The sequence below is a fragment of the Dyadobacter subterraneus genome (genome assembly GCF_015221875.1).
GTDB classification, from domain to species: Bacteria; Bacteroidota; Bacteroidia; order Cytophagales; family Spirosomataceae; genus Dyadobacter; species Dyadobacter subterraneus.
The window spans coordinates 3431631-3457742 of the sequence record NZ_JACYGY010000001.1 but is presented as its reverse complement, the minus strand read 5'-3'; the positions used below and the strand labels follow the sequence as shown (position 1 = coordinate 3457742).

Here is a 26112-nt window from a genome sequence, read left to right as displayed (position 1 = left end):
TCGGGTCAGATTTTAATACCCAACGAAACTACAATACTTCTTCCATCAGAAGACCAGATACCTGCTCCCGGATACATTGTCGGGCGTTTCGTGTAATAGCTCTTATTCAGGATGTTGTTCACCCCAAATTTCAAATTATATCTTTTTGCAATTCTCAGCGTTCCGTTAAAATCCCACAAACCGTAGGATGGTACTTTTCCTTTCGCCGCATTAGCGGAAGGCGCAACTGTATTAAGCGCATCTGAAAATAGAGAACTTACATAACTATACTGTAAAGTTGCAAACAGTGTGTTATGCGCAAATTGTAATCCATTTCTAGTGATCCAGGTTGGAACGCCTTCAAGTTTATTTCCTTTTGTATTCAGGTTCTCGTTGTTCAGGATTGAGCTTCCTTTGATATAGTAAGCGTCAAAATAGGACGTCGAGGTAAATACTGAAAATTCAGTTTTACTTCCGTTTTGACGCTGGATTGAAAGCGGTTTGTATTCAACATATAATTCCACACCTTTTGTCATGCTGTTTCCGGTATTTGTCCGAAGGATGTAATCCTTTCCGGCTTCGTCCTTCATAGCCAGCGTCCCCATTCTGTTTTGATATAACATCTGGAAAACACTTACATCATAAGAAAAGAAACTGCCCATTTTTCCATTGATACCGGCTTCAAGATTATAACCTTTTGAGTCTTTCAAATTTTTATCAACCTGTTCCAAAACAGAACCGGGAATAATATCTTTTAAAACGGTTGGCCGGTAAGCCTGAGAAAATCCGGCGTATATTCTGCTGTCCGCATCAAGTTTGTATTGTGAGCTGATTCCGAAAAGAGGGAAATGATGTTTGATTTTATTCGGAAGTGCTTCTGGCTGGTAGTAAGTTATTGCACCGGTCATATTGGTTGTTCCGTTTTCTACACGGAATCCCGGTGTTACCGTCAGTTTAGGGGTGATGTACAGTAAATTTTCTACAAAGAAAGCAATGTTGTTTGTTTTCAAGTGCAAATCTCTACCCCAAACCGGGTTGGTGAGCGATAAATCAAAATCACTGCCAGTTGTACCTTTTCCTAATTGTCGGCGACGAAGGTGATTTTTCATAACCTGCACACCTCCTGAAACAAAATTGGTCAGTTCGCCGATGCGGTATTGGTGCACGAGACGAAGCTCCGAAGTGAAACTTTTAAAGACATCAATATCAACCTGGCGTTGTTTATATTGATTTGTGGTGGGATCAATGGCGTCAGGAACGTTTGCAAACGCATCGATCATCACACTGTTTCTATTTCCGTAAACGCCCGAGTTAGTCCAGCGAAGTTTAGTGAACGGACTGATTTTCCAGTCAAGAACGATGGATGGAACGTAAATATCTGGATTGAAATAGTTTCTTGAACGGGTTGACTGACGTGGATCCTGGACAAACATTAAATCCGTTAAAGGACCAGGAATTTGATAAATGTATGACGAACGTCCTAACTCTGCCTTTACTTTTAAATTTTTTGTAAATTCATAAGAAAGACTTGCAAACTGAGACTGTGCATCTGACTTCGAATTTTTTCGATAACCGTCGGAATGTCTTTTTTGATAGTAAGCTGAATAGGTAAGCTTGCCTACTTTTCCACTGATGGAGTTGTAGGAACTAAAAAGGCCATAAGAACCGGCTGAATTAATTGTTTCAAAGGTAAATGCTTTTGTAGTATCAGGTTGCTTTGATACATAGTTGATCATCCCTCCGAATTGAGCTCCATATTGCAAAGATGCGGTACCATGAACAAGTTCTATTCTCTCAATAGATTCCATTGCCGGACTATAATGACTTGCCGGATATCCATACATATCGGAATTGGTAATCACTCCGTTTTGACGAATATTATACTCCCATGAACGGTGCGGATCAAGGCCGCGGGTCGAAATGTTGATCTGATTTCCACTTCCATCCATGTCATAAACAAATACACCGGGGATTTTTGCAAATATCTGACGTCCAGTTTTTTCTGCAATGTTTGCATTGATTCCACCGAGTTGAAGAACTTCATTTTTGGTCCCGGCAATCAGGTAAGTATCATGCACATCGGGTAGTCGTTCTACCTGAATACTGTTTTTCTCTTCCTCAATTACAACTTCGTCCAGACTGTTAATGTCTTCTCTCAGCGTAACTGTAACATGATCAGGCTTGCTAGCAGAACTTTTGACTTTTATTTTTTGAGAAAAATAGCCAATTGAAGTAACATGAAGTGTATATTCTTTTCCCCCAGTATTTTCTATTTTGAAAAAACCTTCTTTGTCGGTTACTGCTCCTTTTTTAGTGTCTTCGATTCTTACACTGACACCCTCAATACCAATGCCATTACTGCCAATAATTCTTCCCGTAACAGAATTATTTTGTGCAAATGATATCAGGTTCATGAAAAGAAAAAGAACCAGGAGTCCGTATTGCAAACGATTTGATTTTAAGGGGATTACGGATTTTATTGTGGTAGAGTTTTTTAGCTGCATAAGCTGTCTAAAACTTGATTTGGATTAATTAGAACAAAATTATTTGATGCTGTTTTGATAACAGAGTAGATCGTCCCAAAGGTATTTCCAATGATATCCAGGCATACGATTTATAGTCGTATGACGCTATCATTGAAAGACCGTTAGGTCTTCCTTTCCAGAAGATTGAATGAAATAATTAGCTCAGCAAATCAGGCGGGGGAGATGGAATGCTTGATTCCGGAATTACAGGACAATAGGGTGTATAATCAAAAGTCACCGGCGTTGACCACTCAAAAATGTAAAATGTATGTTTACGGCCGATAGCCATATACTCTTTCAGGAAGTTTTTCAGAATAGTCCCGGTTGCTCCTTTGTGAGAATCGGAATTTGTTTTGGCGTGATCTTCGAATGTAGAAACCATACACCAGAAACGTTCTCTTGAAGTTTGGCTAAATTCACATTGTACATACAACGTATCATTAACAATTTGTTTTGATACGATTTTGTAATATTCGTTGCCCTTTAAAAGTTCTTCATTAGATGGCATCGAACTTTCCCATTCACCCAGATAAGGCAGTGTCAAAGGGAATTTAAGCAGCAGGTCACAATTAGCCAGTTCAGATTTAAGGGCGTCATTATCATCTTTTTCCAATAAATTATAAACGGAAAAGCCCATCATATTAAAGATGAGAAGTCCGAAAAGTAATATGGATAAAAGTTTTTTCAATTAACCTACTGGTGGTAGTCAAATCCCCTAATTCTGCAAATATACCTTGAAGCTAGCAAAATTCAGCTAGCAATCAATATAATTAGCAAACCTTTGGAAACCCTTTTCCTAACGCGCAACTTTCCTTGTGACAAATTTGCCCAGTTGATCCGTCACGCGAATTATATATATCCCTTTTGCCATTTGACGCAAATCCAATGGCTGGCTCCATTGCGTAAGACTTTCAGTTGTATTAATCTGGCGAACTATCTGGCCATTCATATTGATCAGCTCAATGCGAAGGGTAGTGGCTGTGGCGCTCTTCACACTTACGGTAAGGAAATCTTCCGTTGGTACAGGATATGCGTCAACAACCATTGCCAAATTATCCGAATCTGGTAATGAAGTAACCAGCCCCGAGTCATTTACAGGTACATATGGTGGAATTTCAACAGTCTGTCCCGGTTTATCAATTACTGTAATCAAGCCTTCGCGGTAGGTTTCTGATATTTTAATACCATCTCTCCATTCATCAATTACAACGGCATAAATATATTTTCCCAAAAGTTCAGGAGCATTCCAGACCAGTTTTTTAGCAGTCTGGTCAACATAAAATGTTCCTTTTTTATTTACGTCGTTAGGATATATGTAGCTCTCATTCAGACTGCGGACACCACAGGTTCCCGGAGAAGTTTTGCTTAATCTTTGTAAATGAGCAGTCGTGCTGTCGGAATCTGTAACCGTAGATTTTAAATCAATTTTGAATATTTGTTTTGATCCGGCAGTAAAAACAGGAAGTGGCAGTACTGGCGTCGAGTTTGAAACCTGTGTATCAATTACAGTCCACAAAAACATCTCTGAAAATTCAGAATTGGCGAAATTAAGCAGACTTGATGTCCGATTAGCAATGTTTGTAGAAATCTGGAAGATACCGGCTGACGGATAAGTGTATGTTACCTCGTAAGTACCAACAGCAACACCACTTTGATCTCCCGTTAATACATTGAAACTGGTTCGCTTTACCTGAGCAGTATTTCCGTCACCAAAGCACAGCATAATTGCATCCTGTGCCGCCGAAGCCCCGGAAGCCTGAGGTGTTACATCAAAATAAATTTGTGCACTAATTCTATATGTTTGGCCTGTTAAATTTACAGCTTTAATCTCACCACCAAGAAGATGTGTGGCATAACTGGCTGAACTGCATAGGCAAAGTAAAAGTACTATTCTGTAAAAAGCGGACATTCGGAATCAGGTTTGCGTTGCAAAGTATTTTATAGCTTTTCAACGAATGAAATGCATTAATTCGTATTATTTTCACCTGGAAATACCAAGTATTTGCAAGGTAAAACTTTGAATCAATAAATTAAAATCGGATACAAAATCTTTAAAAATTTGAAGCGTCCCGTATGTTATGGTGATGATCGACGGTTATCACAGTAGAGCAGCCGGACAATTTTCTTTCCTTGAAGTATATCTAATTTAAACCTCTTGTTTTAATGCAAAAATTATTTGCCAGTTTAGCACTCACAGCTGGGATGTCGTTACAAATTGCAATAGCACAGCAATCCGGCGCCTGGAAAATGGTGGACGGAAAAATATCCACTCCATGGGCTCAAAATGTAAATGCTGCTAACCCTCACCCGGAATATCCACGACCACAATTGGTGCGTGAAAAGTGGGTTAATCTCAATGGTTTGTGGAATTATTCCATTGTTCCAAAAGTATCATCGGATGCAAAACCTTCCACTTTCCAGGGAAATATTCTTGTTCCTTTTGCAGTGGAATCGACATTGTCTGGTGTGGGAAAAACAGTAGGAAAGGACAGTGTTTTGTGGTACAATCGTAAAGTCAATTTTGCTTTAAAAACAAAAAGTGAAAATGTATTACTTCATTTTGGAGCGGTAGACTGGGAATGTGATGTTTTTGTAAACGGACAAAAAGCCGGTTCTCACAAAGGAGGTTATGATGCATTTTCAATTGATATCACATCTTTTCTTGTGAAAGGAAATAGCCAGGATATCTCGGTAAGAGTTTGGGATCCAAGTTCAGACGGGCCTCAGCCAAGAGGAAAACAGATTAAAAACCCTAATAGTATCTGGTATACACCTGTTACCGGAATCTGGCAGACGGTTTGGTTGGAAACAGTTCCTTCAACATACATTACTTCGACAAGAAATACGCCGGATATTGATAAAGAAAGTATTGCGATAAAAGCAGTAATCAAAAATGCACAACCAGGCGATGTTGTAAAAATAAGTGCATTTGATGGTAGCAATGCTGTTGCAGATAAAGAAATATCACCCGAAGAAGAAGGTGTGCTGACGATAAAAAGTCCAAAATTATGGTCTCCTGAAAATCCTTTCTTATATGATTTAAAAGTATCAGTAGTAAGAAAAGGGAAAGTAGTTGACGAAATAAAGAGCTATTTTGCTATGCGTAAAATTTCTATGAAACCGGATCAAAACGGTATTCAGAGAATGTTGCTCAACAATAAATTTGTATTTCAGTACGGCCCATTGGATCAGGGCTGGTGGCCGGATGGACTCTACACTGCACCAACAGATGAGGCACTGAAATTTGATATTGTTAAAACAAAAGAAATGGGTTTTAACATGATACGGAAACATGTTAAAGTTGAGCCAGCTACGTGGTATAATTACTGCGACAAATTGGGCATGCTTGTGTGGCAGGATATGCCAAGTGGAGACCTGGGAAATCATTGGGAGCCAAATCCGGGAATTACCGGAAACGAGACGGAACAAAACCGGACACCGGAGTCGGAAAGTATCTACAAAACGGAATGGAAGGAAATTATGGATGAAACATACAATTTTCCTTGTATCGTTGTCTATGTTCCGTTTAATGAAGCCTGGGGTCAGTTCAAAACAACCGAGATTACAGAGTGGACGAAAAAATATGATCCAAGCCGTTTGGTAAATAGTGCCAGCGGTGGTAACTTTTTCCCTGTGGGTGATATTATGGATTTGCATCATTACCCGGCTCCTGTGATGCCACGGCCCGATTTGTTTGGTGCAAAACAAGTGATTGTTCTGGGTGAATTTGGTGGACTAGGACTTCCGGTTCCTGAACATACCTGGCAGCAAAAAAATAACTGGGGATATCAGAGCTTCAAAAATAGTGAGGAATTATACGCAAAATATGAGTCATTTATTAACAGCTTTGAACCTTTGATTAAAAAAGGCTTGTCGGCAGCGGTTTATACACAGACAACCGATGTTGAAATTGAAACGAATGGTTTGATGACTTATGACCGCAAGATCATAAAAATGCCAGAGGCGAAACTGATGCAGATTCATAAGAAACTGTATAATCCTGCATGGGGAAATTCAAATCCTTGATAAAAAAGATTGCAGTGTAACAAGAAAAGCCGTTCCGAAATATTCAGAGCGGCTTTTTATCATTTATAGATTTGACTTCTTAATTGATTGATTTATAAATCGTTAAGTTGATTTCTAGTGTAAGGATGGATGATTAAGGAATTTTTTTTTCTCTTTTATACTAACAGCTCGTCTTTTTAAATAATAAGCGATCACCATGTAAGCGATAAACATCCCGATGTATATGTAAAGGGAAGCCGTATTGGAAATGTCGCCATGGAAAGTGAAGAACAATGCTGTGTTAACAATGGTTATCATCCAGAGTGTAAACGATGCCCAAAAATGATTCAGACCAGAATCAATCAGAATGTGGTGCATGTGGTTTCTATCCGCCACAAAAGGAGATCCGCCTTTCACAATCCGAACAATAAAAACACGGAGTGTATCAAAAATCGGAACAATCAATAAAACCATCACGATAATAGGTGCGTTGAAATAAGCCGTGCTGTCATTTTGATAGCTAACATTCAATGATAAAAATTCAACAGCAAAAATCGACAACAGATATCCAATTATGAGTGAGCCGGTGTCGCCCATGAAGATTTTGCTTGTTTTAGAGAAATTGAATCTTAAAAATCCTAACAATGAGCCTGACATTGCAAATGCAAGACAACCGAAGGAAAAGTGATTGTTGAGGATAAACCAGATTCCGAAACCAATCCCGGCAATTAAACTGATACCTCCTGCCAGTCCATCAATTCCATCAATAAGGTTAATTGCATTAATGATGGCAATAAATACAAAAACAGTAAGCGGAATGCTCACAAAGTACGGAATATGATGAATTCCGAAAATACCGTAAAAGTTATCAATTTTAAAATTTCCCATTGCTACTAAGATCAGCGAAGCGCAGATCTGAACCAGCAATTTCTTGGTTGAATCCAGCGCAAGGATATCATCTTTAAGACCCAGGAAAAACAGAATAATCACACCCGTTATAGATAGACTGATCAGGTTTGAATCAACTATATTTTCCGAATGTGGCCAAAGAAAATAAGATATTAATGTTGAGGCAAATATGGCAATTCCTCCCAAAGTAGGCGTTTCTGTTTCATGCGAACTTCTGAAACCTGGCTTGGCCGTAAGGTGCAGAAGATTGGAAAGGTTTATTATGATGGGAATTGAAATAATGGATAAAAAACAGGCTATTAAAAATGAAAGAATACATTGATAGACATCATGATGGATCATGTTGTTGAAGACTCCTTCACTTAATATATAGGTTGGTAATTGTAGTTCCATGATGATTGTTGTTGAATGACCGGATTGTATATCAGATATTTCAATCAGATTATTTTCAAATTTGACAAATTATCAGGAGAATTGATAATCTAACTCACTGAAAGTCAAAATACTTAGTTAAAGGTTTATAATTTTTTTAGCGTGTGTTTCTTGTTTTTTTCATCTGATATCAAATAAATTGAACAATTTTCCGGACAGGTTTAAGCAATAAAGTAAAAAACCACGGTTTTATATCGTTTACCCGCCAGGCTTTTCTATCGTTGTTATTTGCCTTGATCCGATTCTTTAGAGTATTGTTACTTACCCCGCCAGTTCTCATTTTTACTAAAACCTTTGGAATATAAGTCAATTTTATTCCATATTTGAATATAAAGCGCAACATTATTTCATAATCCGCTGCACTTCCCATATCAAGACGAAAATCACCGAATTGCTCATAACACTTCTTTTTAACAAAAAAAGTAGGATGCGGTGGCATCCAGCCCATTAAAAAAGAATTCGGTTTATATTGGCCCGAAACCCAGTTACGCTTAATTACTGTTTCATTTTGCCCATCCACATAATTTAAATCACCATAACAGGCGTCTGCATCCGATTGATTCATTGCCTTAACTACATCCGAAATGATGTTCGCATCCGCATAAAAATCGTCTGCATTCAAAATTCCTACCACGTCGCCCGTTGCAAGTTTTACTCCCTTATTCATGGCATCATAAATTCCCTTGTCAGGTTCACTTATGAATTTGCTAATTTTTGAACCATAGGAAGCTATTATTTCCTTCGTGCCGTCGGTCGAATTTCCGTCAACAATAATATATTCAATTGAATCAAAATTTTGGCTCAAAACAGATTCTATGCAATGCCTGATGGTTGCAGCCCCGTTATAAACAACCGTGATTATACTTACTTTCAATTTGTCAGATTTCTTGTTTTAACAAACAAACAGGGATTTCCCTGATAAATACCATAAGCTTCCAAATCTTTGGTAGCTACCGAATTAACGGTTAAAACAGCGTGTGAATGAACAGTAACACCTGGGCAAACCGTCGCTTTTGCACCAATCCAGGCCCCGTTTTCAATTTTTATCTGACCTAAAATCAGGTCAAATGTACTCTTTGTATAATTATGGTTTCCAGTCAGTAACATAGCTCCTTGAGATAGACAGCAATTGTCACATAAAGTAACGGTCGTCAGGTTATCTATCCACACATTTTCTCCAATCCACACGTAATTACCTATTTCCAGAAACCAGGGATATTTTATATTTACTTTTGGTTTGATAGTAACATTATTACCGATTTTCGCTCCAAAAACTCTTAAAACCAATGCTTTAATAAACATCGGAATTGGCAGATAGGTGTTGACAAATATCCGGCCTGTAACATGCCAGGCCAATTGTTTCAATTTGCTGCCAGGTTTGTACCAGCTGTTGTTATATTTTGACAGACTGGTTTGGGCTCTGGAGGTCTTTTCCATATTCTGTCCTAAAATGTGAAACAATATTTTCTTTTTCCTTTCCAGCCCTCTGGTAAACTTCGTATATCTTGGCATCCACTAAAAAACGATACCAAAATCCTTGCAAAAAATGCCAGATCAATCCCTTTTTGCCATCCAGAAATCCCCCTTTTATGATAAATCTGAATACAAAATATAGAAATGGACGTGTAAAGAGAGGAAGGTTTGCGTATTTAATTTTCAAATAACGGGTGCGTTGTTCCTGACTCCCCCAGAAATTTGGCGTTACCGTTTCTTTATTCCCAAAGTTATATTTTATATTTAATAAATCTATTACCTCCCGTATTGCATAATTATTATGTTTTTGCGTCCACCAGGTCAGATTATTAAGATTATGATCCACGATATCGTGTTGAAGCTGAGCCGTTGTACCGCTGCTCAACTTGATATGCTCATCCATCCAGAGTTCTTCACAAACGCCCAATCCGCGACGCCAGATCCGCAGAAGCCATATCGGATAGTATCCTCCATGATTGATCCACTGATCCATAAAATATACACGCCTTTTCACATAGAGACCGGAAATATTTTCCTGGATACCTGAAAGTGATATTTTCAATTCTTCTGCAAGTTCGGGAGTAATGTATTCATCCGCATCCATCCGCATCAGCCACTGAGTCTGAAAAGGATTATTCCGAATTCCGAAATTAAATTGAAAAGCGTAGGAGACCCACGGATTCTGAATTACGGTAGCGCCCAATTCTTCTGCAATCGCAACCGTGTTATCCGTTGAAAATGAATCTATAATGAAGATTTTATCAGTAATTAACTGAAGGCTTTTGATACAACGCCCGATGTGTTTTGATTCATTATTCGTTAAAATGATGACGGATAAATCAACCATAAGGTGCTCAGGTATTGTTAAATAGTACAGCTAGTGTATGTTAATAAGATAGTCAAAGATAACTATATTTTTTTAATTTTCTTGTACTCTTCCAATAATTGGTTTGCTACGACTTTTATATCAAAATTATCTGTGACCATTGTGAAGGCTTGTTTTCTTAGTTCATCTGCATAATTTTTATCTTGCAATATTTTAAGAAGACCTTCGGCGACCCCTTCACTGGTCAGAGGCGTAAGATAGGCGGCATTGTATTTTTTGATATAATCCCCAAAACCTACGCGATCCGAAACAAGTGCAGGAACTTTTGAAGTCATTGCTTCCAAAACTGCAATGGAAAATCCTTCGGAATAGGAGGGAAGTACGAACAAATCTGCATCTGACAATGCCTCTTTTTTGACCGTATCAGTCAACATTCCTACCAGCTTTATCTTTTCTGACAAGTTGTTATTTCTGATAAATTGCTCGGTTTCTGACAAATAGCCGTCATCCGGGCCGGCAAGAATAAGAACTGCATTGGGCAATTTCTCATGAATCTGCTGAAAAGCAGGTAACAGCAAGTCAAGCCCTTTTTTTATGTTCAGACGGCCCATGAACAAGATCATTTGTTTGGAAGGATCTATTCCATGTTTTTTACGGAAAATCCCCTTTTCCGGTAAATTGATGTATTCCGACACTTTCATTCCGTTTGGCACAATGACCATATTGGCCGGCCGGTAACCCAGATAGCGGATTACATCTTCTTCTTCGTCCGTATTGTTAATCTGAATTAAATCAGCTTTGCCCAACAATCTTTTTTGATAAAGTAAAGTCACCAGGTCTTTTTTCCACTTACTATGTGCAACGGCCCATTTATCAAGCAAACCGTGGATTGTGATGACCAACGCAGCTTTATGCGGTATTAGAAACGGCGCCAAACTTCCAAAATGCCATATTCCGTGCATATGAATAATGTCATATTCGTTAATGTGCTTTTTGAGATAGTCGTACATCTCGATTGAAAATTCCCGGTAGAAATTACTGATCGGTGTCGTTCTTTTGCATTCAATTAATCTTGCGCCTTCCGGAACGGGATACATTTTTTCGCCGGGTGTCATCGGACTTAAAATATCAACCTGATGACCCTGGGCCAACACTTCGTTGGTATGGTCATAAATAATTCTTGCAGGTCCGCCGATTGCCCACGTGTAAGCACATATGTTCAGAATTCGCATATTTTCAATAAGTTAATGATAATCTGATAGAAATCTAACGCAGATTCCTGTAACAGTTTACCATTTCTTTGGCTACGGTTTTTGATGAAAATGGTTGTATTATTTTTAATGATTCTTTTCCCATAAAATCAATTTTATCAGGATGATCAAGGAAAAACTTTAATGCAGTTTCGAGTTCAGACTGGCTTTCAGGATTAAATAAAAATCCGTTGATTCCGTTGCTGACCAAATCTTCTGCGCAGCCGCATTTTTCAGAAACAATGACGGGCATGCCACAAACCATGGCTTCGTTAACGACCAATCCCCACGGTTCTGATTTACTTGGTAAAATTAGTACATCGCTTTTTGCCAGCCAGGCAGGAACTTTATACCATGGATGTCCGCCGGCAAATTCAATAGTCCCGATGTCGGCATATGCTCCGGATATTTCCTTTAATTTTTCTTTGGACGGACCGTCTCCTACAAAAAGTAATTTCCAGTCAGATGAATTTTTATTGTTTTCTATGGCAGCAATGAATGCTCTGATCAGTAAATCCAGATTTTTCTCTTCCGCCAGCCTGCCCACATAAACGAAATTCCGGGATCTTTTTGACGAATTTATTTCAAAGTTTTGATTTCTGGCCTGATCAAAATTCGCTTTTATCACATCTTCGTCAATCACAGCGGCATTGGTTACAGCTATCTGGGATGGTTTGATACCCAAAGTTAAAAGATAATCAGCGGACGATTTTCCAAAACAGAAAAAAGCATCCGCGCGGTTTACAATCCAGCTTTTGATTTTTTCCTTCAAAGACGAGCGATTATGGTCCATTGAAGAAGATTCGGACGACAATACTATTTTAACACCTTTCGCCCGGGCGTAGATCATCAATAAAACCTGTGCGTAATCAAACCATCCGGTAACATTTAAAACAGTCGGTTTAAATTCATCAAAAGATTTAAACAGCGCTTTCAGTCTGTCTCCGAAATTAACCTGATCGAGGCTGGTTTGAAATAAAACGCGGTAAGGATAGTCGTATTTTATCGCCTCATCATCTTGCATTACGCTGCGACTGGCTTCGTAAAGCGCAATATGGACTACCAGATATTCACTTTCGGGACTGGTAGCCAGTATATTCTGATAAATCTCACTGAAAAGTTTCGACTTATAATGCGCCCATAACTGATTGTGAATCACTAAAACCCGCATTATTTATCTTTTTTAAGGTAATCCAGAATAATCGGATAGAGATTGTTAGTCAGGAAAACCTGCCCTTTATTATCAAAATGAACAACATCCATTTTCCGGTACATTTTTGTTGATGGATGATAATCAAATTCGCTGATTAAACGGACATTTTTTTCTTTGGCAAAATTGATAATTTCATTTCCCTGATCATTAAAATGACCCATGGCAACTTCTGAAATTTCGGGATGCAAGTAAATAAAGAACGGAATTTTATTCTCTTCTGCTATTTCTCGTAACTGTTCATAACCTGGGTTAAAACCTACGCCTGATTTCCTGATTCCTTCATCAACAGGTTTTTCAGTTGCAAGCGTATCTGATTTTGGTTTCTGTGCAACCGGATCTATTTCTTTTTGTGTTGAAAAAAACAAAGGAATTTTTCCGGCATAATAATCTACATAGTAAGGATAAAGATATTTGTAACGATCCCAAAGTTCCAGCAGCGCAACATGATATTGTTTGTCAGGCATATTCGGATCGATACCAACGTTGCTTTCATGCGCCATGATATCGTGGGCATCATGACTGCTTGTGACAAGACAAATAAGCCTGGCATGAAACAGACCGAATTTTTTTAAATAAGCGGCAATATTATCTGGTCCCCAGGACCCGGCTGAAATATTCAAAACACGGACCCGCGTTTTTAGTGCTAAGGTTAATTTTTTTTCAAGAAACCCGGAAGCGAGGCTGTCCTGATCTGTCATACTGCCACCATTTATTACGGAATCGCCTACGAGCAGCACAACCGTGGTATCGGTGGGAAGTACAGCATCATTACGCATCGAAAATTCGTTTGTAATAACTCGATTCCCAAAACGCTTTACATTTTGGTTCGGAGCATAGATATATTCAAAATCAGGATCGGAAACATATAGTGGTGCATTGCAAAAACCATATTTGAAACGGAGCACTGCTTCTGACACTCCGGCAACGATTATTAAAAAAATAATAAACCTGAAAATAAATTTTAGCATAAAGTAATTCTAATTTTGCGATGTTCGCAGATGCAAATTTAGAATTACTTTTTCATTTTTGATTTTTTATTGAAATACACAGCATGATTTCTTCCAAAAACCGTAAAATAGTTACGTACACACTACTGGCTTTAGTTATATTATCCGTTTTTATTTCGGGCGTTATTATGCCGCCTTTTCACGGTTACTACACTACCGATGAAAATTTTGTAGCAGATTCCGGTGTTTGGATGTGGTATGGCAATACGCCGCGAGGATTAGACTGGCCGGCTTCGCCTAGTATGTTATTTTATTTTTTGGTATTTGGAGCGGCCTGTTTCAAATCAATTATTGCCAATAGCGGAAGTATTCACGGACTGGTTTCTATTTTCGAGTCTTTTGATCTGGAAGCGTATAAATATCTCTGGGATCGTGAACCTTATATTTTGTTGGGAAGAGCGGTTCAGATATTACTTGTAGGCTATATTCTTTACCTTACGATCCGGTTAATACATAAAAGGAATCATTATCTGCTAACCGATTCACTAAGACTTTTCTTACCCATCGTTCTGGTTGCGTCAACCATTTTGTTTGCCAATTTACCCGTACTTCGGCCCGAAGCAATAGCTGGTAGTTTGTTTATTTTATTATTGGCAAAACTCATCTTTACAGATTCGGTTACGGTAAAAGATATTATAATCTGTTCGATAATATTCGGTCTGATTTTGGCCCAGAGGCTTATTTTTGCCTTTTTTGTTCCTTTTTATGTCATCGCCATTTTCTTGCTGACACCTCAGGATAAAATCAAAAATGTGATGTTGTCCTTGCTTGTCATCCTTGTATCGTTCATTGTTTTTTGTCCTTTTATTATATCGGATACATTGGTGGTTATGAAATCCTTTGTTGGGGGAATTATAGCTAAAATGAATGACAAGCCGATGGGCACTTTTTTCAATATGGAGTATCTGAAAGTGTATTTTGCTGAACCAGTCAACTATATCCTTTTAATATTAAGTTTGCTGGGTCTGTTCAATTTATTAAGAACTAAAAAAGTAATTTACTTTGTATTGATTGGAAATCTTTTTCTTTTCCTCTTTCTCGTTTTACGTTCATCGAAAATCTACGATACACACGTTTTGCCGGCAGGTGTAGTTACTTTATTCCTTATAGGTTTTGGTCTGAGTTATGTTGTGGAATTAGGAAAGGCGACTGGGTTTAAAATTGCCATTGGGCTTGTCGTGATAATCGCTCTTTTTCATTTTAATGAAGCCTATGCCCAACACAAAAGAGTGCATGCAACAGTTAATATGCATACGGCAGCAGAGTGGATTTTGACTTTGCCTGCCGGAACTAAAATGCTGCTCAACCCGGAACTTGAATTTTACATTCCAAAAACACAAGATTGTATTCTTCGTGAAAAAGCGCAGAATCTGGATACTTTGAAAATGATTAAGAAGCTAAATTTCCTTTTGGGAAATAAAGGCGCTGCCGAATTAAGCGAAAAAAATCTTCCTATTATCGCTAATGCATTTGCCTTCGAAGATGAAAAACAATACGATGCGCAATATCGAATTTTGTTAAAATATGTAGCAGCCGAAAAAAGAAAAATGTACGATTATGACATTTATTTTGATTCGATAGAACTCGCAAGCCACAGTGTCCAGACACAGGAGGCGATCAGCGAATTTAAGGCCGGAAAATATCAATATATGGTCACGGATTTACAATTGGAGGGCGTCAAGCCTGTCCGGATTTTTAACAAAGATGAAGGTGCCTACTATTACGTATATGATAGTGGGACGAAGTAAAATCGTTATAAAAAATCAAGGTAAATTTTTAGGGGCTGACCAAAAAGCCAAAGCCCTTTATCTACTTTGTAGATAGAGGGCTTTTTTGTATTTTTAATTACCACATTAGAAATACATGAGCAAGATAAAAAAATCTATCGTCTTTAAAGAATACTGCCCGCAGCAGCTATTATTTTTACCACCTTCTCTTGAAGAACTGATACCTCCTACGCATTTGGTACGGGTTGTTAATGAAGTAGTTGAACGGATGGATATCACAGAGCTGATGAACCTTTATGAAGGTGGGGGAACCAGCGCATACCATCCGCGGATGCTGCTGAAAGTCTTACTTTATGCGTATTGCATCAAGATATATACTGGCAGAAAGATAGCCCGTGCCCTGGGTCAGGACATCCATTTCTTCTGGCTGAGCAGTATGAGCCGGCCCGATTTTCGGACCATCAATACTTTCCGGAGCAGCAAAGCCAAAGAAGTGATTGAAGTGCTGTTCAGCTCCATGCTGGTGTTTTTGATGGAACACAAGTATATCAAAATGGAGCACTATTTCTGTGATGGCAGCCCATTTATGGCCGATGCCAATAAGCACAAGATGGTCTGGAAGAAGAATGCCCTCCGGTATAAGGCATCAGCAGAACAGAAATGCCAGCAGCTGCTCAAAGAGATTGATGCGCTGAATGCATCCGAAGATTTTACCTACGGAAATAAAGATCTTGAAGAATATGGATCACAGCCTGTTAGCCGGCAGGTCCTGGCCAATCAGATTGACCAGCTCAATGAAAAGATTAAGAATACCAGCGTCAAAAAAACAAAACGCAAAGCCCAAAGCCTGGGCAAACAACTGGTAGAAACAGCAGATCGGATTGAGAAATACGAGCAGCAGATTCTTATCGCGGGCAGCCGCAGTGGCTATAATGTAACAGATCAGGACGCCAGTGCGATGATGATGAAAAATAAGGTTGAGGTACTGCCCGCATATAATGTGCTGGCGGGATGTGAAGATCAGTTTATTACCGGCGTAAGCCTGCACCAGAACACCAATGACGGCACCTGCTTCAAAGACCACTTGGATCAGCTGTCAGTTCAGCAGTCTGTGACCCCTGAAAACATCATTGCTGACAGCATCTTTGGTACCGAAGAGAATTATGAGCTACTGGAAAACAAGGGGATAAACAATTATTTGAAATTCCCCCAGTTCCATAATGAGCAAAAGAAATCCTATAAGAATAACCCTTTTTTAAAAGAGAATTTCTATTACGATCCCGCTGCAGATAGCTATACCTGCCCCAATAAGCAGCAGCTTACTTTTCGAAGCAGCTATAAGCATACACATAAAAAAACAGGTTATCAGTCACATATAAAGGAATACGAATGTACAGACTGCACGGGTTGCCCATTCTACGAACGCTGTTGTAAATCTACCCAAGGGCATAACCGTACACTCAAAGTTAATGAGCAGCTTGACCAATACAAGCAACAGGCACGGGACAACCTTAACTCACAGAAAGGTTTTGAGCTCCGCAGACGAAGAAGTATTGAAATAGAAAGCTGCTTTGGCGACATAAAAGCCAACATGGGTTTTCGCCGCTTCCATCTTAGAGGTCTTAAAAAGGTAACTACTGAGTTTACCTTGGTTGCTATGGCCCACAACCTGAGAAAACTGCATCTTAAAAGACAAAAATCAGCAGCCTAAGTAGAAAAAATGGCCAGATAGCTGCTCTTAAGAGTACTTTCCGGCCATTTTTTATAAATCAATTAAATAACGAAGCTAAAAATCAAAATGAAGATCTTTTATTTATAAATCAAAGAACTCTTTTTGGTCAGCCCCATTTGCATTTAAAGGGCATTCACAATGGCTTGTTTATATTCGCTTAACAATGGGGTAACATTAACATTGCAGTTTTGCAGCCTGTTAAACGAGACGGCATTTAAGAAATTTTTAAAATAGAATTAATCCTCCCAAACCCGTAATTAAGCCTGTCTTAGTTTTATTTCAATTTATCCAGATTTATTTCAAACGTTTGCAGAAAATTTCAAACGTTTGCATTAAGTGCATGCTATTTTATATTTTTTATATCAATAATACAATTTGTAGTTTTGAAAAACTTACTCATCGACAGCCTTTAATAATCTTTTAAAAGCAGTATCTCAATTTATCTTAAAACAAATAATCCACATTATGAGACAAACTCTATTAGTCAGCAAAATGGGCTTGTGTTGTTGCGTTTTGTCGTTTTCTACGTTGATGACGTTAAGTGCCGGCGCGGCTGCCGGTCCGGTAGCAAACGGAAACAATCAACACATTTCTCACCGCACCTTGCTGTCAGTTAAAGACATTCCGCTAAAAGGCAAGGTTGTTACAACAAAAAACGAAGGGCTGCCAGGTGTTACCGTACTCATCACCGAAGCTGGCGGAAACAAACAGGGAGCCACTACAAATGAAAATGGAGAGTTCACTTTCAGTGCGTTGGAGGCCGGAAAAAAGTATAATCTGGAATTCAGTTATATCGGTTTTGAAAAACAGACTTTAAGCGATTTTGTTTTATCCGAAGCGAACAGTACCGTTAATATTACACTAAAAGAATCCGCGGCAGATCTTAATGAAGTTGTTGTTGTTGGTTACGGAAGCACAGTTAAAAAAGATATCACGGGATCTGTAAAATCTCTTAAAAGCGGAGAATTTAATACCGGGATTATTAACTCACCAGAACAACTTTTCCAGGGAAAAGTTGCGGGTGTGAACGTAACTTCAGCAACGGGTGAGCCGGGTGGAACCGTAAGTATTACGGTTCGCGGTCCGGGTGGAGTTCGTACAGGTAGTACGCCTCTTTTTGTGGTTGATGGATTGGCGCTTGACAATAGCAGTACGGGTGGCGCTACAAACCCGCTAAGTTTCCTGAATCCGCAAGACATTGAATCTATCGATGTTTTAAAAGATGCTTCGGCGACAGCAATTTATGGTGCCAGAGGTGCAAATGGTGTCGTTTTGATTACGACTAAAAAAGGGAAATCCGGTGTGGCAACGGTTAATTATTCAGGAAGTTTTGGTATTTCAAAAATGGCCAGACCTCTGGATGTTTTTTCAGCGGATGAATTCCGTTCGGAAGTAACAAAATTGGGTGGAACGCTGATTGACGGAAAAGGTAACACAGACTGGCAAAAGGAAATTTCCAGAACTGCACTTACACAAAACCACAATGTTTCACTGGGCGGTGGCACGGATAAGCTTACTTATTATGCATCGGTAGGTATGCAGAAACAAGAAGGGATTTTAAAGAACAGCAATCTCGACCGCTACACAGGACGTATAAATTTGAATCAAAAAATGCTTAATGATCGTGTCAGCGTGGATATAAATCTGAATGCCACCAACACGAAAAATTTAAGACCAAATCAGGGAATGATCGGCAGCGCGTTGTCGGCAAACCCGACTTATCCGGCTTATGATGATAAAGGTGCACCTTACCAATATCAGGACGGTACAAATCCGTTAATCACTCTTGCATTAGAAAAAGACCAGACAACGACAACACGTATCATTGGTAATATATCTCCATCGGTAACGATCATTAAAGGATTGGTTTACAAGTTGAACTTTGGTATTGACAACTCCAACTCAACGCAGGATATCCAGTCACTTGCTAATAAAGTTCCTTTTCAGGATGGCCGCTTGGAAACAAGAGATGTACGTAACAGCAACAAGCTGATTGAAAACTATATCACGTATTCCCTTGATAAGAACAATCATAATTTTTCAGTTTTGGCGGGTCATTCTTACCAGAAAATATCGTTAACGGGAAGAATTTACAGCATCAACAAATTCCCGGTTGGCGGTGTTGAGCCGATTTATAACCCGGGCGTAGGTCAGGATTTGACATTGGTTAATAACAGACCAACGGGTACTGCTACCTTGAATGAGTTGCAGTCATTCTTTTCCAGAGTAAATTATGCTTTCAAAGATAAATACTTGGTTACTGCAACGGTCCGTGCGGACGGTTCTTCCAAGTTTGGTGCGAACAACAAATATGGCGTTTTCCCATCTTTCTCTTTAGGGTGGAGACTTTCAGAGGAGAAATTCCTGAAATCTTCTGCTTTCACAGATTTGAAAATTCGTGCGGGTTGGGGACAAACAGGTAACCAGGAAATTCCTTCAAAAATTACTCAGGCTTTGTTTACTTCCACCATTACGGATAAGACAAGTTATCCTTTATTCAATACAGGAACATATCCTGCCGGAACAACTTATGCACGTCTTGCCAACCCGAATATCCAATGGGAAACTTCGACTCAAACGGATTTGGGTATTGATTTTGCGCTTTTCAAGGGTGCATTGAGCGGTTCGGTTGATTATTTCAGCAAAACTTCTGGTAAAATTCTTCTGGAAGTAATTCCTTCCGATCCGGTTCAACCGGCAGGTACTTTCTGGACCAATGTTGAAGATATGAAAATCGTAAACCAGGGAACTGAGGTTGATCTTGCTTATAGAAAAACACTTGGAAACGGAATCAGATTTGGCTTGGGGGGTAATATAACGTTTATCAAAAACAGGGTTAAAAATTCGCCTTATTCAGTAATTCCTTCCGGTGCTGCGCAAGGTTCAGGACTTACTTCTGCTACGATCAACGGATATATCAGCGGACAGCCAATCGGTACTTTTTACTTAAAAGAATTTACAGGATTTGACGATAAAGGAATCAGTACTTTCAAAGATGTAGATGGTGATGGAATTATTACTGACAAAGACCGTGTTGCTGCTGGTTCTGCGCTTCCTACCAAAATGTATAATTTCAGTGGAAATATTGGTTTCAAAGGTTTTGATCTGGTTGCTAACTTCAACGGAGTTTCGGGCAATAAACTCTATGACAATACAGCCAACTCCAATTTTTATAAATTAAGATTATCCAAAGGAATCAATGTAACGCCGGAAGCGATTGCTTATCCTAATGAATCGGTTAGCAACTCAGCTCCGGTATCGACGCGTTATCTTAAAAACGGCTCATTCCTGAGACTGAATAACCTTGCACTGGGTTACAATTTTAACACAACGGCCCTGGGAATCAACAATTGGGTTCATTCCATCAGAATTTCTGTGACAGGGCAAAACCTGTTTGTAGCGACCAAATACAATGGCTATGATCCTGAGGTGAACAACGACAGATCAATTAACGGGATCACTTCTTACGGTATTGACTACCTGAGCTACCCGAAAGCGAAAACGTTGATTTTTGGTTTAAATATTGGATTCTAATCTTACGAAAATGAATAAGAAATTACCTATCATACTTACAGTTGCAGGCATGTTTTTGACTACCATTGCCTGTACGGATTTAAAAGAAAAAGTTCTTGACGAAACGCTGGGTTCGACGCTTACGGATGAGCAGACCGCTAACGGTCTTATTGCTCCTGTTTACGCACTTTTGCCTGAACTCCACAAGCACACCAATTACTTCGCATTACAGGAAATTTCAACGGATGAGGCTATTCTTCCTTATCGCGGAGGAACAGACTGGGGTGACAACGGGATTTATCTTGCCCTGCACGCGCATACATCGGTAAGTACAGACCCGAACATTAAAGCAACCTGGGATAACATTGTGCAAAGTATTTCAAGATCGATCACTGCGATCACAACTTTGTCGACAGCAAAAGATGCGACTTCTACGCTTTATCTTGCTGAGGCGAGAGGGATGAGGGCTTATTATTCCATGATGATGCTGGATTTATTTGGAATTGTTTTCGTAAAAGAAGATCCGGGAACTGTTTCGAAAATCATTCGCGGCGCCGAAGCGGTTTCTTACATTGAAAGCGAATTGTTGGCTGTTGAACCGGTACTTCAAAATAAAGCTACTGTTGGACCGGGCAGATTGACAAAGGCTGCGGTTTGGGGTCTCCTTGCCAGATTATATCTTAATGCTGCAGTTTATCGCGATATTTATGCACCGCAATTTTCTTTCGCAAGTGCGGATATGGATAAGGTAATCGACTACACAAGTCGTATTATCAGCTCAGGAGAGTCTAAATTGTCTGCGGATTATTTCTCGATTTTTGGTAATGATAACCACACGAATTCGGAGTTAATTTTCGCCGTTGACCAGCGTCCTGATCTGAATGGCCATAACCGTATGGCTTATTTCTCACTTTCCGGAGATCAGTTTCCGTTAGCGGCATGGCCGGCGGCAAATGGTACGGATGGGCCTGGTATCACTTCTGATTTTTATCAGTCTTGGGTGCAGGCTTATGGAACCGTGGATCCAAAACGTGATCCTCGTTTTTACAAAGAAAATATGTCTGTTTACTCTAATGCCGCTGATACTTGTCTGGTTGATGCTGATTATAAAATAAACCGTGGAATTCTACGCGGACAGCAGTACGGAGCGATCCGTGTGAATGGTGCATTTTTGAGATGTCCGGATGGAAAATTGAAAGTTGGAAAACTTACCAACCTGAGCCGTAACCGTGCAGATCTACCTGTGATTTTTACAGAAAAAATTGACTTTACAACAGCAGGAAGCGGATACAGCGCCGGATATCGCGTTGAAAAATATGAATTTAGCCGCGTTTCTGATACAGGTAGAAACAAAGGAGAAGCTGATATTTCAATTCTTCGCCTGGCTGATGTTTATCTGATGCGTGCAGAGGCAAAATTGCGTAAAAGCGCAGGTGATGCAACAGCGCTAGAAGATGTGAACACGGTAAGAGCTGCAAGAACGGCTACAACGCCACCACCTGCACTGACTTCATTAACGCTGGATCTACTTTTCCGCGAAAGAGGTTTCGAATTATATTGGGAAATGGTTCGTCGCACAGATATGATCCGTTTTGGAAAGTACGAAGGAGCCTGGACCGAGAAAACAAGTACAGATGTTCACAAACGTATATTCCCAATTCCACAAACTGCAATCGACGGTGCATCGAATTTGCCGGGATATATGAAGCAAAATACAGGTTATTAATCTGCAAATTGATTGGAATTTTACAAAGAAAAACGCTTCCAGGAAAATCCTGGAAGCGTTTTTCTTTGTATTGGGCTAGGATAGCACTTATTTTATTTTCTTCCAGATCTCTCTCAAACCTTCATTTTTTCCTAAAAACGGATCGCTATCCGGAAATGGTACGCTGGCAATATTCTTGTCGGCTTGTTTTCTTTCTTCCGGTTTACCTCTTAAAATATCGTAATCCATACCATTCGGATAAGCGCCGAGTACCTTGAAGTCACTTGAAGATTCCAGATTTTTATGACCCACACCGGCTGGTATCACGATAATATCACCTGCGCTTATTTTTAATTTTTGTCCGCTTTCTCCACCTAAAAGCAAGGTTGCAGATCCATCATATATACCTAAAACCTCGTGAGAAATGCTGTGGTAATGATGATAGGTGAAAACCCCATTCCGCCAGGAATTTGTCCAGTTATTTTGCCTGAAATGTTCTTCGAGCCAAGTACCTGCCTTTGTACCTTTTTCGTTAAAAGCGTTTTTATATAAGATCAGCGGATATTTACTGTTTGGAATTAACCCGTCGTCTTTGAAAAAGTAGGTTTCAATTTTTGTTTCCATCATAAAATATACATTATTTTTTCAACGGTCCCTGACTCACTTCTTTTCCATCTTTCCAAACCGATTCTATTTTTCTTGTATTGTAAATATTCTTTTCCGGGCTTTCGGTAAGAATAATAAAATCAGCTTTTTTACCTTTTTCTAATGTGCCGTTATGATTATCTATTTTCAAAATTTTAGCGGAGTTTCTGGTTGCGGCCGTTATGGTTTGCATTGGAGTTAAGCCTGCCTGAACCATTAATTCCATTTCCAGATGTTCGGAAAAACCCTGTGCGCGAATTGGAAAGGCACCGGAATCAGTTCCAAGCGCAACTAGAATTCCTGCATCGTGGATCTTTTTTAAATTTTTTAAAGCCATTTTAGAACCAGCCAGATTTCTTTCATAATCAGGAGAATTTTTTACCTGATCTTGATATTTTTGGCTGATAATCATTTCGTAAACACCGGGTTCCAGTGAAGCTTTGAAAAAAGGATCTTCAACCCATTCCGGTTTTCTGGCATATATAAAAGCATATTCATCCAGTGATAATGTCGGGATATAGGCAACACCCTTTGCTTTCATCGCTTTAATTAAATCTGCATCAATTTCTTTGTCACGAATGCTGTGCGCCATAATATCCAGACCGGAAGCAGTTAAATCCCGGGCATCTTCAAGATTGTATAAATGACTTGCAACGCGAATTCCTTTTTTATGTGCTTCTGTAATAATCGACTTATAGATTTCCGGCTTCATCTTTTCAGCTTTTCCACCATGATCATCAACCCAGATTTTTATGACCGTAGGTTTAACTTTTGCCAATTGTTCAATTTGTGCAGGAACCTGTTCCGGTGATTCCGGTCGCCAAAGTAAATTCATCCATGAGCCTGGTGCTTTTTCTAGTGTGTTAAAACCATATCCGGCAGAATATAATCTTGCACCGGGCAACAATCCAGCTTTTGTTGAATCAATTAAACCATCAAAGATTAACGGTCTGTCGGTTCCCATGGTCAGAATCGTTCCAACACCGTAATCTTCGTATCTTTTTAATTGGCGGAGCACATTTTCACGTGTGTAATTTTCAGCTGTTGAGGTATTTCCTTTCAAAGTGCCAATATGCGTATGTGCGCTGATAATCGCTGGAATTATTGTTTTTCCTTTCAGGTCAATCAACTTTGCATTTGGTTCTTTTAACCCGGACTGAATCTCCGTAATAATTCCACCTTTGATCAAAATATCGACATCAGGTTTTGAAGCAGAACCTGTTCCATCAATCAGATTTACATTCTTCAGGAGAATCAGATTGTTCTGCTGCGCACTGGAAGATATGGTAATCGCAAGCAGAAATGAGAATAAAGTGTATCGAAAATTTAGTTTCATGTTGTTATCAATTTTCAAATTGTGCACTATAATTATACCAAACGTGAATGATTAGAATTTATCAGAATATAATTTCAATAAAAAAACAAACCCTGAACTGCCGTACACTGCAAGTTCAGGGTTTGTCTTCTAAGATTTATCTTTCTGGATTTTTATTTCTGGTCTCTAAAAAATGCGATTGCGTTTTCTTTGTCAATCTTGATTTGTTCAATTAAGGCGTCCAATCCAATGAACTTTTGCTCAGGTCGAAGGTAATGTAACAGTTCAACCGTCAAATCTTCACCGTAAATTTCTTTGTCAAAATCGAAAAGATTGGCTTCAATAGTCCGGTAAGAACCGTCAACAGTCGGGCGAACGCCGATGTTTAACATTCCTTGATAAGCTGTTCCATTGTAATATGCTTTGATAACATAAACGCCATTGGCTGGAATAAGTTTGTAAGACTCATGTAGCTGAATATTTGCGGTTGGAAATCCAATCGTTCTTCCCAGTTGCTTGCCCTTCACAACCAGGCCTGTAAAGGAGTAGGGGCGTCCTAACAAATATTTCGCCTCATCCACATTTCCTGACAAAAGCGAATGACGAATTCTTGATGAACTTATGGCAAGATCTTCAATATCCTGTCGAGGAATTTCTTCTACTTCAAAACCATAAGTCGAGGCATTCTTTTGAAGAAAATCAAAACTTCCTTCACGGTTTCTGCCAAACCGGTGATCGTATCCAATAACAAGTTTTTTCGTTCCGATTTTGTCAACCAGTATCTGACGGATAAAGTCGTCCGAAGATAATTCAGAAAAAGCTCTTGTGAACGGAATAATCGCCAAATGCTGGATTCCCATTTGGGAAAACAATTCTATTTTTTCGTCAATGGTAGAAAGCAGCTGCAAATCCTGGCTGTCTTCTGAAACAACCATTCTTGGATGCGGCCAGAAAGTAAGTACGGTAGATTCACCGTCGCATTGATTACTGATTTCCTTAAGCCGGGAAAGTATTTTTTTATGGCCAATATGCAAGCCATCAAAAGTGCCACTGGTTACGACTGCGCATTCCAATCTGTGAAAGGAATCAAGGCTGTGGTATATGTTCATTCGTCAACTGGTAACTTCAATTCAACACGCTTTTGGTAGATGAAATCGGTCAGGTTTTTAGCATCTTTCAGTTCGAAGGCACCGATTCTGGTGCGACATAAAACGCTTAGGTAAGCTCCACTTCCTGCTGCAACACCGAAATCTCTTACAATACTACGAATATATGTCCCTTTTGAACAAATGATCCTGAAATCTATGGATGGGAAATTGGTGCTATCAATTTCAAAAAGCGAAATCTCCACGCTGCGCTTTTTAATTTCCGCAGTTTCACCACGACGGGCTTTTTTATATAACCTTTCGCCGTCGACTTTCACAGCAGAATAAATCGGTGGTATCTGTTCAATTTGGCCCAGAAAGGTTTTTCTGGCGGTTTCAAGAACTTCGGGCGTGATATGATCCACCGGAAACTCGGCATCAAATTCAGTTTCCAGATCAACAGAAGGTGTCGTTTTACCTAATACAAAAGTACCGGTATATTCCTTTTCCTGAGCCTGATAGGTATCAATTACCTTTGTTTTCTTTCCTGTACATAAAATGAGCAAGCCGGTCGCCAGAGGATCCAGCGTGCCGGCATGACCGATTTTATTATATTTACAAGCTCTCTTTATTTTGTTGACAACATCAAAAGATGTCCATCTTAGCGGTTTGTCAATCAAAAGAACCTCTCCTTCGTCTTGTATGGTAGTCTCGTTACTCAAACTGTACTTATGTTATCTTAAAATGATCTCCTCAATCTGTCGTCACTGA

At 39.3% G+C, this 26112-nt stretch carries 19 protein-coding genes; 5 read left to right on the top strand and 14 right to left on the bottom strand.

Annotated elements, in window-relative coordinates; genetic code table 11:
* Window positions 1–5: 5 nt before the first annotated feature.
* The 3 genes from IEE83_RS14230 to IEE83_RS14220 form a co-directional block, all read right to left on the bottom strand.
* Window positions 6–2426, bottom strand: coding sequence for a TonB-dependent receptor (locus IEE83_RS14230; protein WP_194121214.1), 2421 nt, complete (start codon window positions 2424–2426; stop codon window positions 6–8).
* Window positions 2427–2661: 235 nt separating this feature from the next.
* Window positions 2662–3144, bottom strand: a complete 483-nt coding sequence (locus tag IEE83_RS14225; RefSeq protein ID WP_194121213.1) for a hypothetical protein — start codon at window positions 3142–3144, stop codon at window positions 2662–2664.
* Window positions 3145–3300: 156 nt separating this feature from the next.
* Complete coding sequence (locus IEE83_RS14220; RefSeq protein ID WP_194121212.1) at window positions 3301–4413, bottom strand: T9SS type A sorting domain-containing protein; 1113 nt, start codon at window positions 4411–4413, stop codon at window positions 3301–3303.
* A 254-nt stretch (window positions 4414–4667) separates the two neighbouring features.
* On the opposite strand from IEE83_RS14220, the gene IEE83_RS14215 reads away from it, so the two are divergent.
* Window positions 4668–6530: a glycoside hydrolase family 2 protein gene (locus IEE83_RS14215; protein ID WP_194121211.1), complete on the top strand. Its 1863-nt coding sequence runs from the start codon at window positions 4668–4670 to the stop codon at window positions 6528–6530.
* Window positions 6531–6644: 114 nt separating this feature from the next.
* Here IEE83_RS14215 and IEE83_RS14210 read toward each other — a convergent pair whose 3' ends face one another.
* The 7 genes from IEE83_RS14210 to IEE83_RS14180 form a co-directional block, all read right to left on the bottom strand.
* Window positions 6645–7811: an MraY family glycosyltransferase gene (locus IEE83_RS14210; RefSeq protein WP_194121210.1), complete on the bottom strand. Its 1167-nt coding sequence runs from the start codon at window positions 7809–7811 to the stop codon at window positions 6645–6647.
* A 169-nt stretch (window positions 7812–7980) separates the two neighbouring features.
* Window positions 7981–8724 (bottom strand): glycosyltransferase family 2 protein, encoded by a 744-nt coding sequence (locus IEE83_RS14205; RefSeq protein ID WP_194121209.1) that lies wholly within the window; start codon window positions 8722–8724, stop codon window positions 7981–7983.
* Window positions 8721–9287, bottom strand: a complete 567-nt coding sequence (locus tag IEE83_RS14200; RefSeq protein ID WP_194121208.1) for a WcaF family extracellular polysaccharide biosynthesis acetyltransferase — start codon at window positions 9285–9287, stop codon at window positions 8721–8723. The genes IEE83_RS14205 and IEE83_RS14200 overlap by 4 nt, the downstream gene beginning before the upstream one ends.
* Complete coding sequence (locus tag IEE83_RS14195) at window positions 9244–10170, bottom strand: glycosyltransferase family 2 protein (protein ID WP_194121207.1); 927 nt, start codon at window positions 10168–10170, stop codon at window positions 9244–9246. Before IEE83_RS14195 ends, IEE83_RS14200 begins: the two co-directional genes overlap by 44 nt.
* 62 nt (window positions 10171–10232) lie before the next feature.
* The gene (locus IEE83_RS14190; RefSeq protein WP_194121206.1) at window positions 10233–11381 is read right to left on the bottom strand and encodes a glycosyltransferase; all 1149 of its coding nucleotides are present in this window, start codon (window positions 11379–11381) and stop codon (window positions 10233–10235) included.
* 34 nt (window positions 11382–11415) lie between these two features.
* Window positions 11416–12570: a glycosyltransferase family 4 protein gene (locus IEE83_RS14185; RefSeq protein WP_194121205.1), complete on the bottom strand. Its 1155-nt coding sequence runs from the start codon at window positions 12568–12570 to the stop codon at window positions 11416–11418.
* Window positions 12570–13580 carry a hypothetical protein gene (locus IEE83_RS14180; protein ID WP_194121204.1) on the bottom strand — a complete coding sequence of 337 codons (1011 nt, stop codon included), beginning with the start codon at window positions 13578–13580 and terminating at the stop codon, window positions 12570–12572. The genes IEE83_RS14185 and IEE83_RS14180 overlap by 1 nt, the downstream gene beginning before the upstream one ends.
* Before the next feature lie 83 nt (window positions 13581–13663).
* Between IEE83_RS14180 and IEE83_RS14175 the strand changes: the two genes are divergently transcribed.
* The 4 genes from IEE83_RS14175 (at window position 13664) to IEE83_RS14160 (ending at window position 22317) form a co-directional block, all read left to right on the top strand.
* Window positions 13664–15367 carry a hypothetical protein gene (locus tag IEE83_RS14175; protein WP_194121203.1) on the top strand — a complete coding sequence of 568 codons (1704 nt, stop codon included), beginning with the start codon at window positions 13664–13666 and terminating at the stop codon, window positions 15365–15367.
* Window positions 15368–15482: 115 nt separating this feature from the next.
* The gene (locus IEE83_RS14170; protein ID WP_194119464.1) at window positions 15483–17057 is read left to right on the top strand and encodes an IS1182 family transposase; all 1575 of its coding nucleotides are present in this window, start codon (window positions 15483–15485) and stop codon (window positions 17055–17057) included.
* 486 nt (window positions 17058–17543) lie between these two features.
* Entirely contained in the window at window positions 17544–20612 is a 3069-nt protein-coding gene (locus tag IEE83_RS14165; RefSeq protein WP_228101811.1) for a SusC/RagA family TonB-linked outer membrane protein, read from the top strand.
* Between the two features lie 10 nt (window positions 20613–20622).
* On the top strand, window positions 20623–22317 hold the full coding sequence (locus IEE83_RS14160) for a RagB/SusD family nutrient uptake outer membrane protein (RefSeq protein ID WP_194121202.1): 1695 nt from the start codon (window positions 20623–20625) through the stop codon (window positions 22315–22317).
* An 87-nt stretch (window positions 22318–22404) separates the two neighbouring features.
* Here the strand turns inward: IEE83_RS14160 and IEE83_RS14155 are convergent, their stop codons facing one another.
* The 4 genes from IEE83_RS14155 to truB form a co-directional block, all read right to left on the bottom strand.
* Window positions 22405–22923, bottom strand: coding sequence for a cupin (locus IEE83_RS14155; RefSeq protein ID WP_228101810.1), 519 nt, complete (start codon window positions 22921–22923; stop codon window positions 22405–22407).
* Between the two features lie 10 nt (window positions 22924–22933).
* The gene (locus tag IEE83_RS14150; RefSeq protein ID WP_194121201.1) at window positions 22934–24277 is read right to left on the bottom strand and encodes an amidohydrolase family protein; all 1344 of its coding nucleotides are present in this window, start codon (window positions 24275–24277) and stop codon (window positions 22934–22936) included.
* Window positions 24278–24429: 152 nt separating this feature from the next.
* Window positions 24430–25365: a bifunctional riboflavin kinase/FAD synthetase gene (locus IEE83_RS14145; protein ID WP_194121200.1), complete on the bottom strand. Its 936-nt coding sequence runs from the start codon at window positions 25363–25365 to the stop codon at window positions 24430–24432.
* Complete coding sequence (gene truB / locus IEE83_RS14140) at window positions 25362–26063, bottom strand: tRNA pseudouridine(55) synthase TruB (RefSeq protein ID WP_194121199.1); 702 nt, start codon at window positions 26061–26063, stop codon at window positions 25362–25364. Before truB ends, IEE83_RS14145 begins: the two co-directional genes overlap by 4 nt.
* Window positions 26064–26112 lie beyond the last annotated feature (49 nt).

Excerpts from the sequence above, each read along its gene's own strand:
- IEE83_RS14190 (WP_194121206.1), bottom strand. The coding sequence starts at position 11,381 with ATGCGAATTCTGAACATATGTGCTTACACGTGGGCAATCGGCGGACCT.
- IEE83_RS14220 (WP_194121212.1), bottom strand. The coding sequence starts at position 4,413 with ATGTCCGCTTTTTACAGAATAGTACTTTTACTTTGCCTATGCAGTTCA.
- IEE83_RS14210 (WP_194121210.1), bottom strand. The coding sequence starts at position 7,811 with ATGGAACTACAATTACCAACCTATATATTAAGTGAAGGAGTCTTCAAC.
- IEE83_RS14165 (WP_228101811.1), top strand. The coding sequence starts at position 17,544 with ATGAGACAAACTCTATTAGTCAGCAAAATGGGCTTGTGTTGTTGCGTT.
- IEE83_RS14225 (WP_194121213.1), bottom strand. The coding sequence starts at position 3,144 with ATGATGGGCTTTTCCGTTTATAATTTATTGGAAAAAGATGATAATGAC.
- IEE83_RS14195 (WP_194121207.1), bottom strand. The coding sequence starts at position 10,170 with ATGGTTGATTTATCCGTCATCATTTTAACGAATAATGAATCAAAACAC.
- IEE83_RS14150 (WP_194121201.1), bottom strand. The coding sequence starts at position 24,277 with ATGAAACTAAATTTTCGATACACTTTATTCTCATTTCTGCTTGCGATT.
- IEE83_RS14215 (WP_194121211.1), top strand. The coding sequence starts at position 4,668 with ATGCAAAAATTATTTGCCAGTTTAGCACTCACAGCTGGGATGTCGTTA.
- IEE83_RS14145 (WP_194121200.1), bottom strand. The coding sequence starts at position 25,365 with ATGAACATATACCACAGCCTTGATTCCTTTCACAGATTGGAATGCGCA.
- IEE83_RS14200 (WP_194121208.1), bottom strand. The coding sequence starts at position 9,287 with ATGGAAAAGACCTCCAGAGCCCAAACCAGTCTGTCAAAATATAACAAC.
- IEE83_RS14170 (WP_194119464.1), top strand. The coding sequence starts at position 15,483 with ATGAGCAAGATAAAAAAATCTATCGTCTTTAAAGAATACTGCCCGCAG.
- IEE83_RS14155 (WP_228101810.1), bottom strand. The coding sequence starts at position 22,923 with ATGATGGAAACAAAAATTGAAACCTACTTTTTCAAAGACGACGGGTTA.
- IEE83_RS14180 (WP_194121204.1), bottom strand. The coding sequence starts at position 13,580 with ATGCTAAAATTTATTTTCAGGTTTATTATTTTTTTAATAATCGTTGCC.
- IEE83_RS14185 (WP_194121205.1), bottom strand. The coding sequence starts at position 12,570 with ATGCGGGTTTTAGTGATTCACAATCAGTTATGGGCGCATTATAAGTCG.
- IEE83_RS14175 (WP_194121203.1), top strand. The coding sequence starts at position 13,664 with ATGATTTCTTCCAAAAACCGTAAAATAGTTACGTACACACTACTGGCT.
- IEE83_RS14160 (WP_194121202.1), top strand. The coding sequence starts at position 20,623 with ATGAATAAGAAATTACCTATCATACTTACAGTTGCAGGCATGTTTTTG.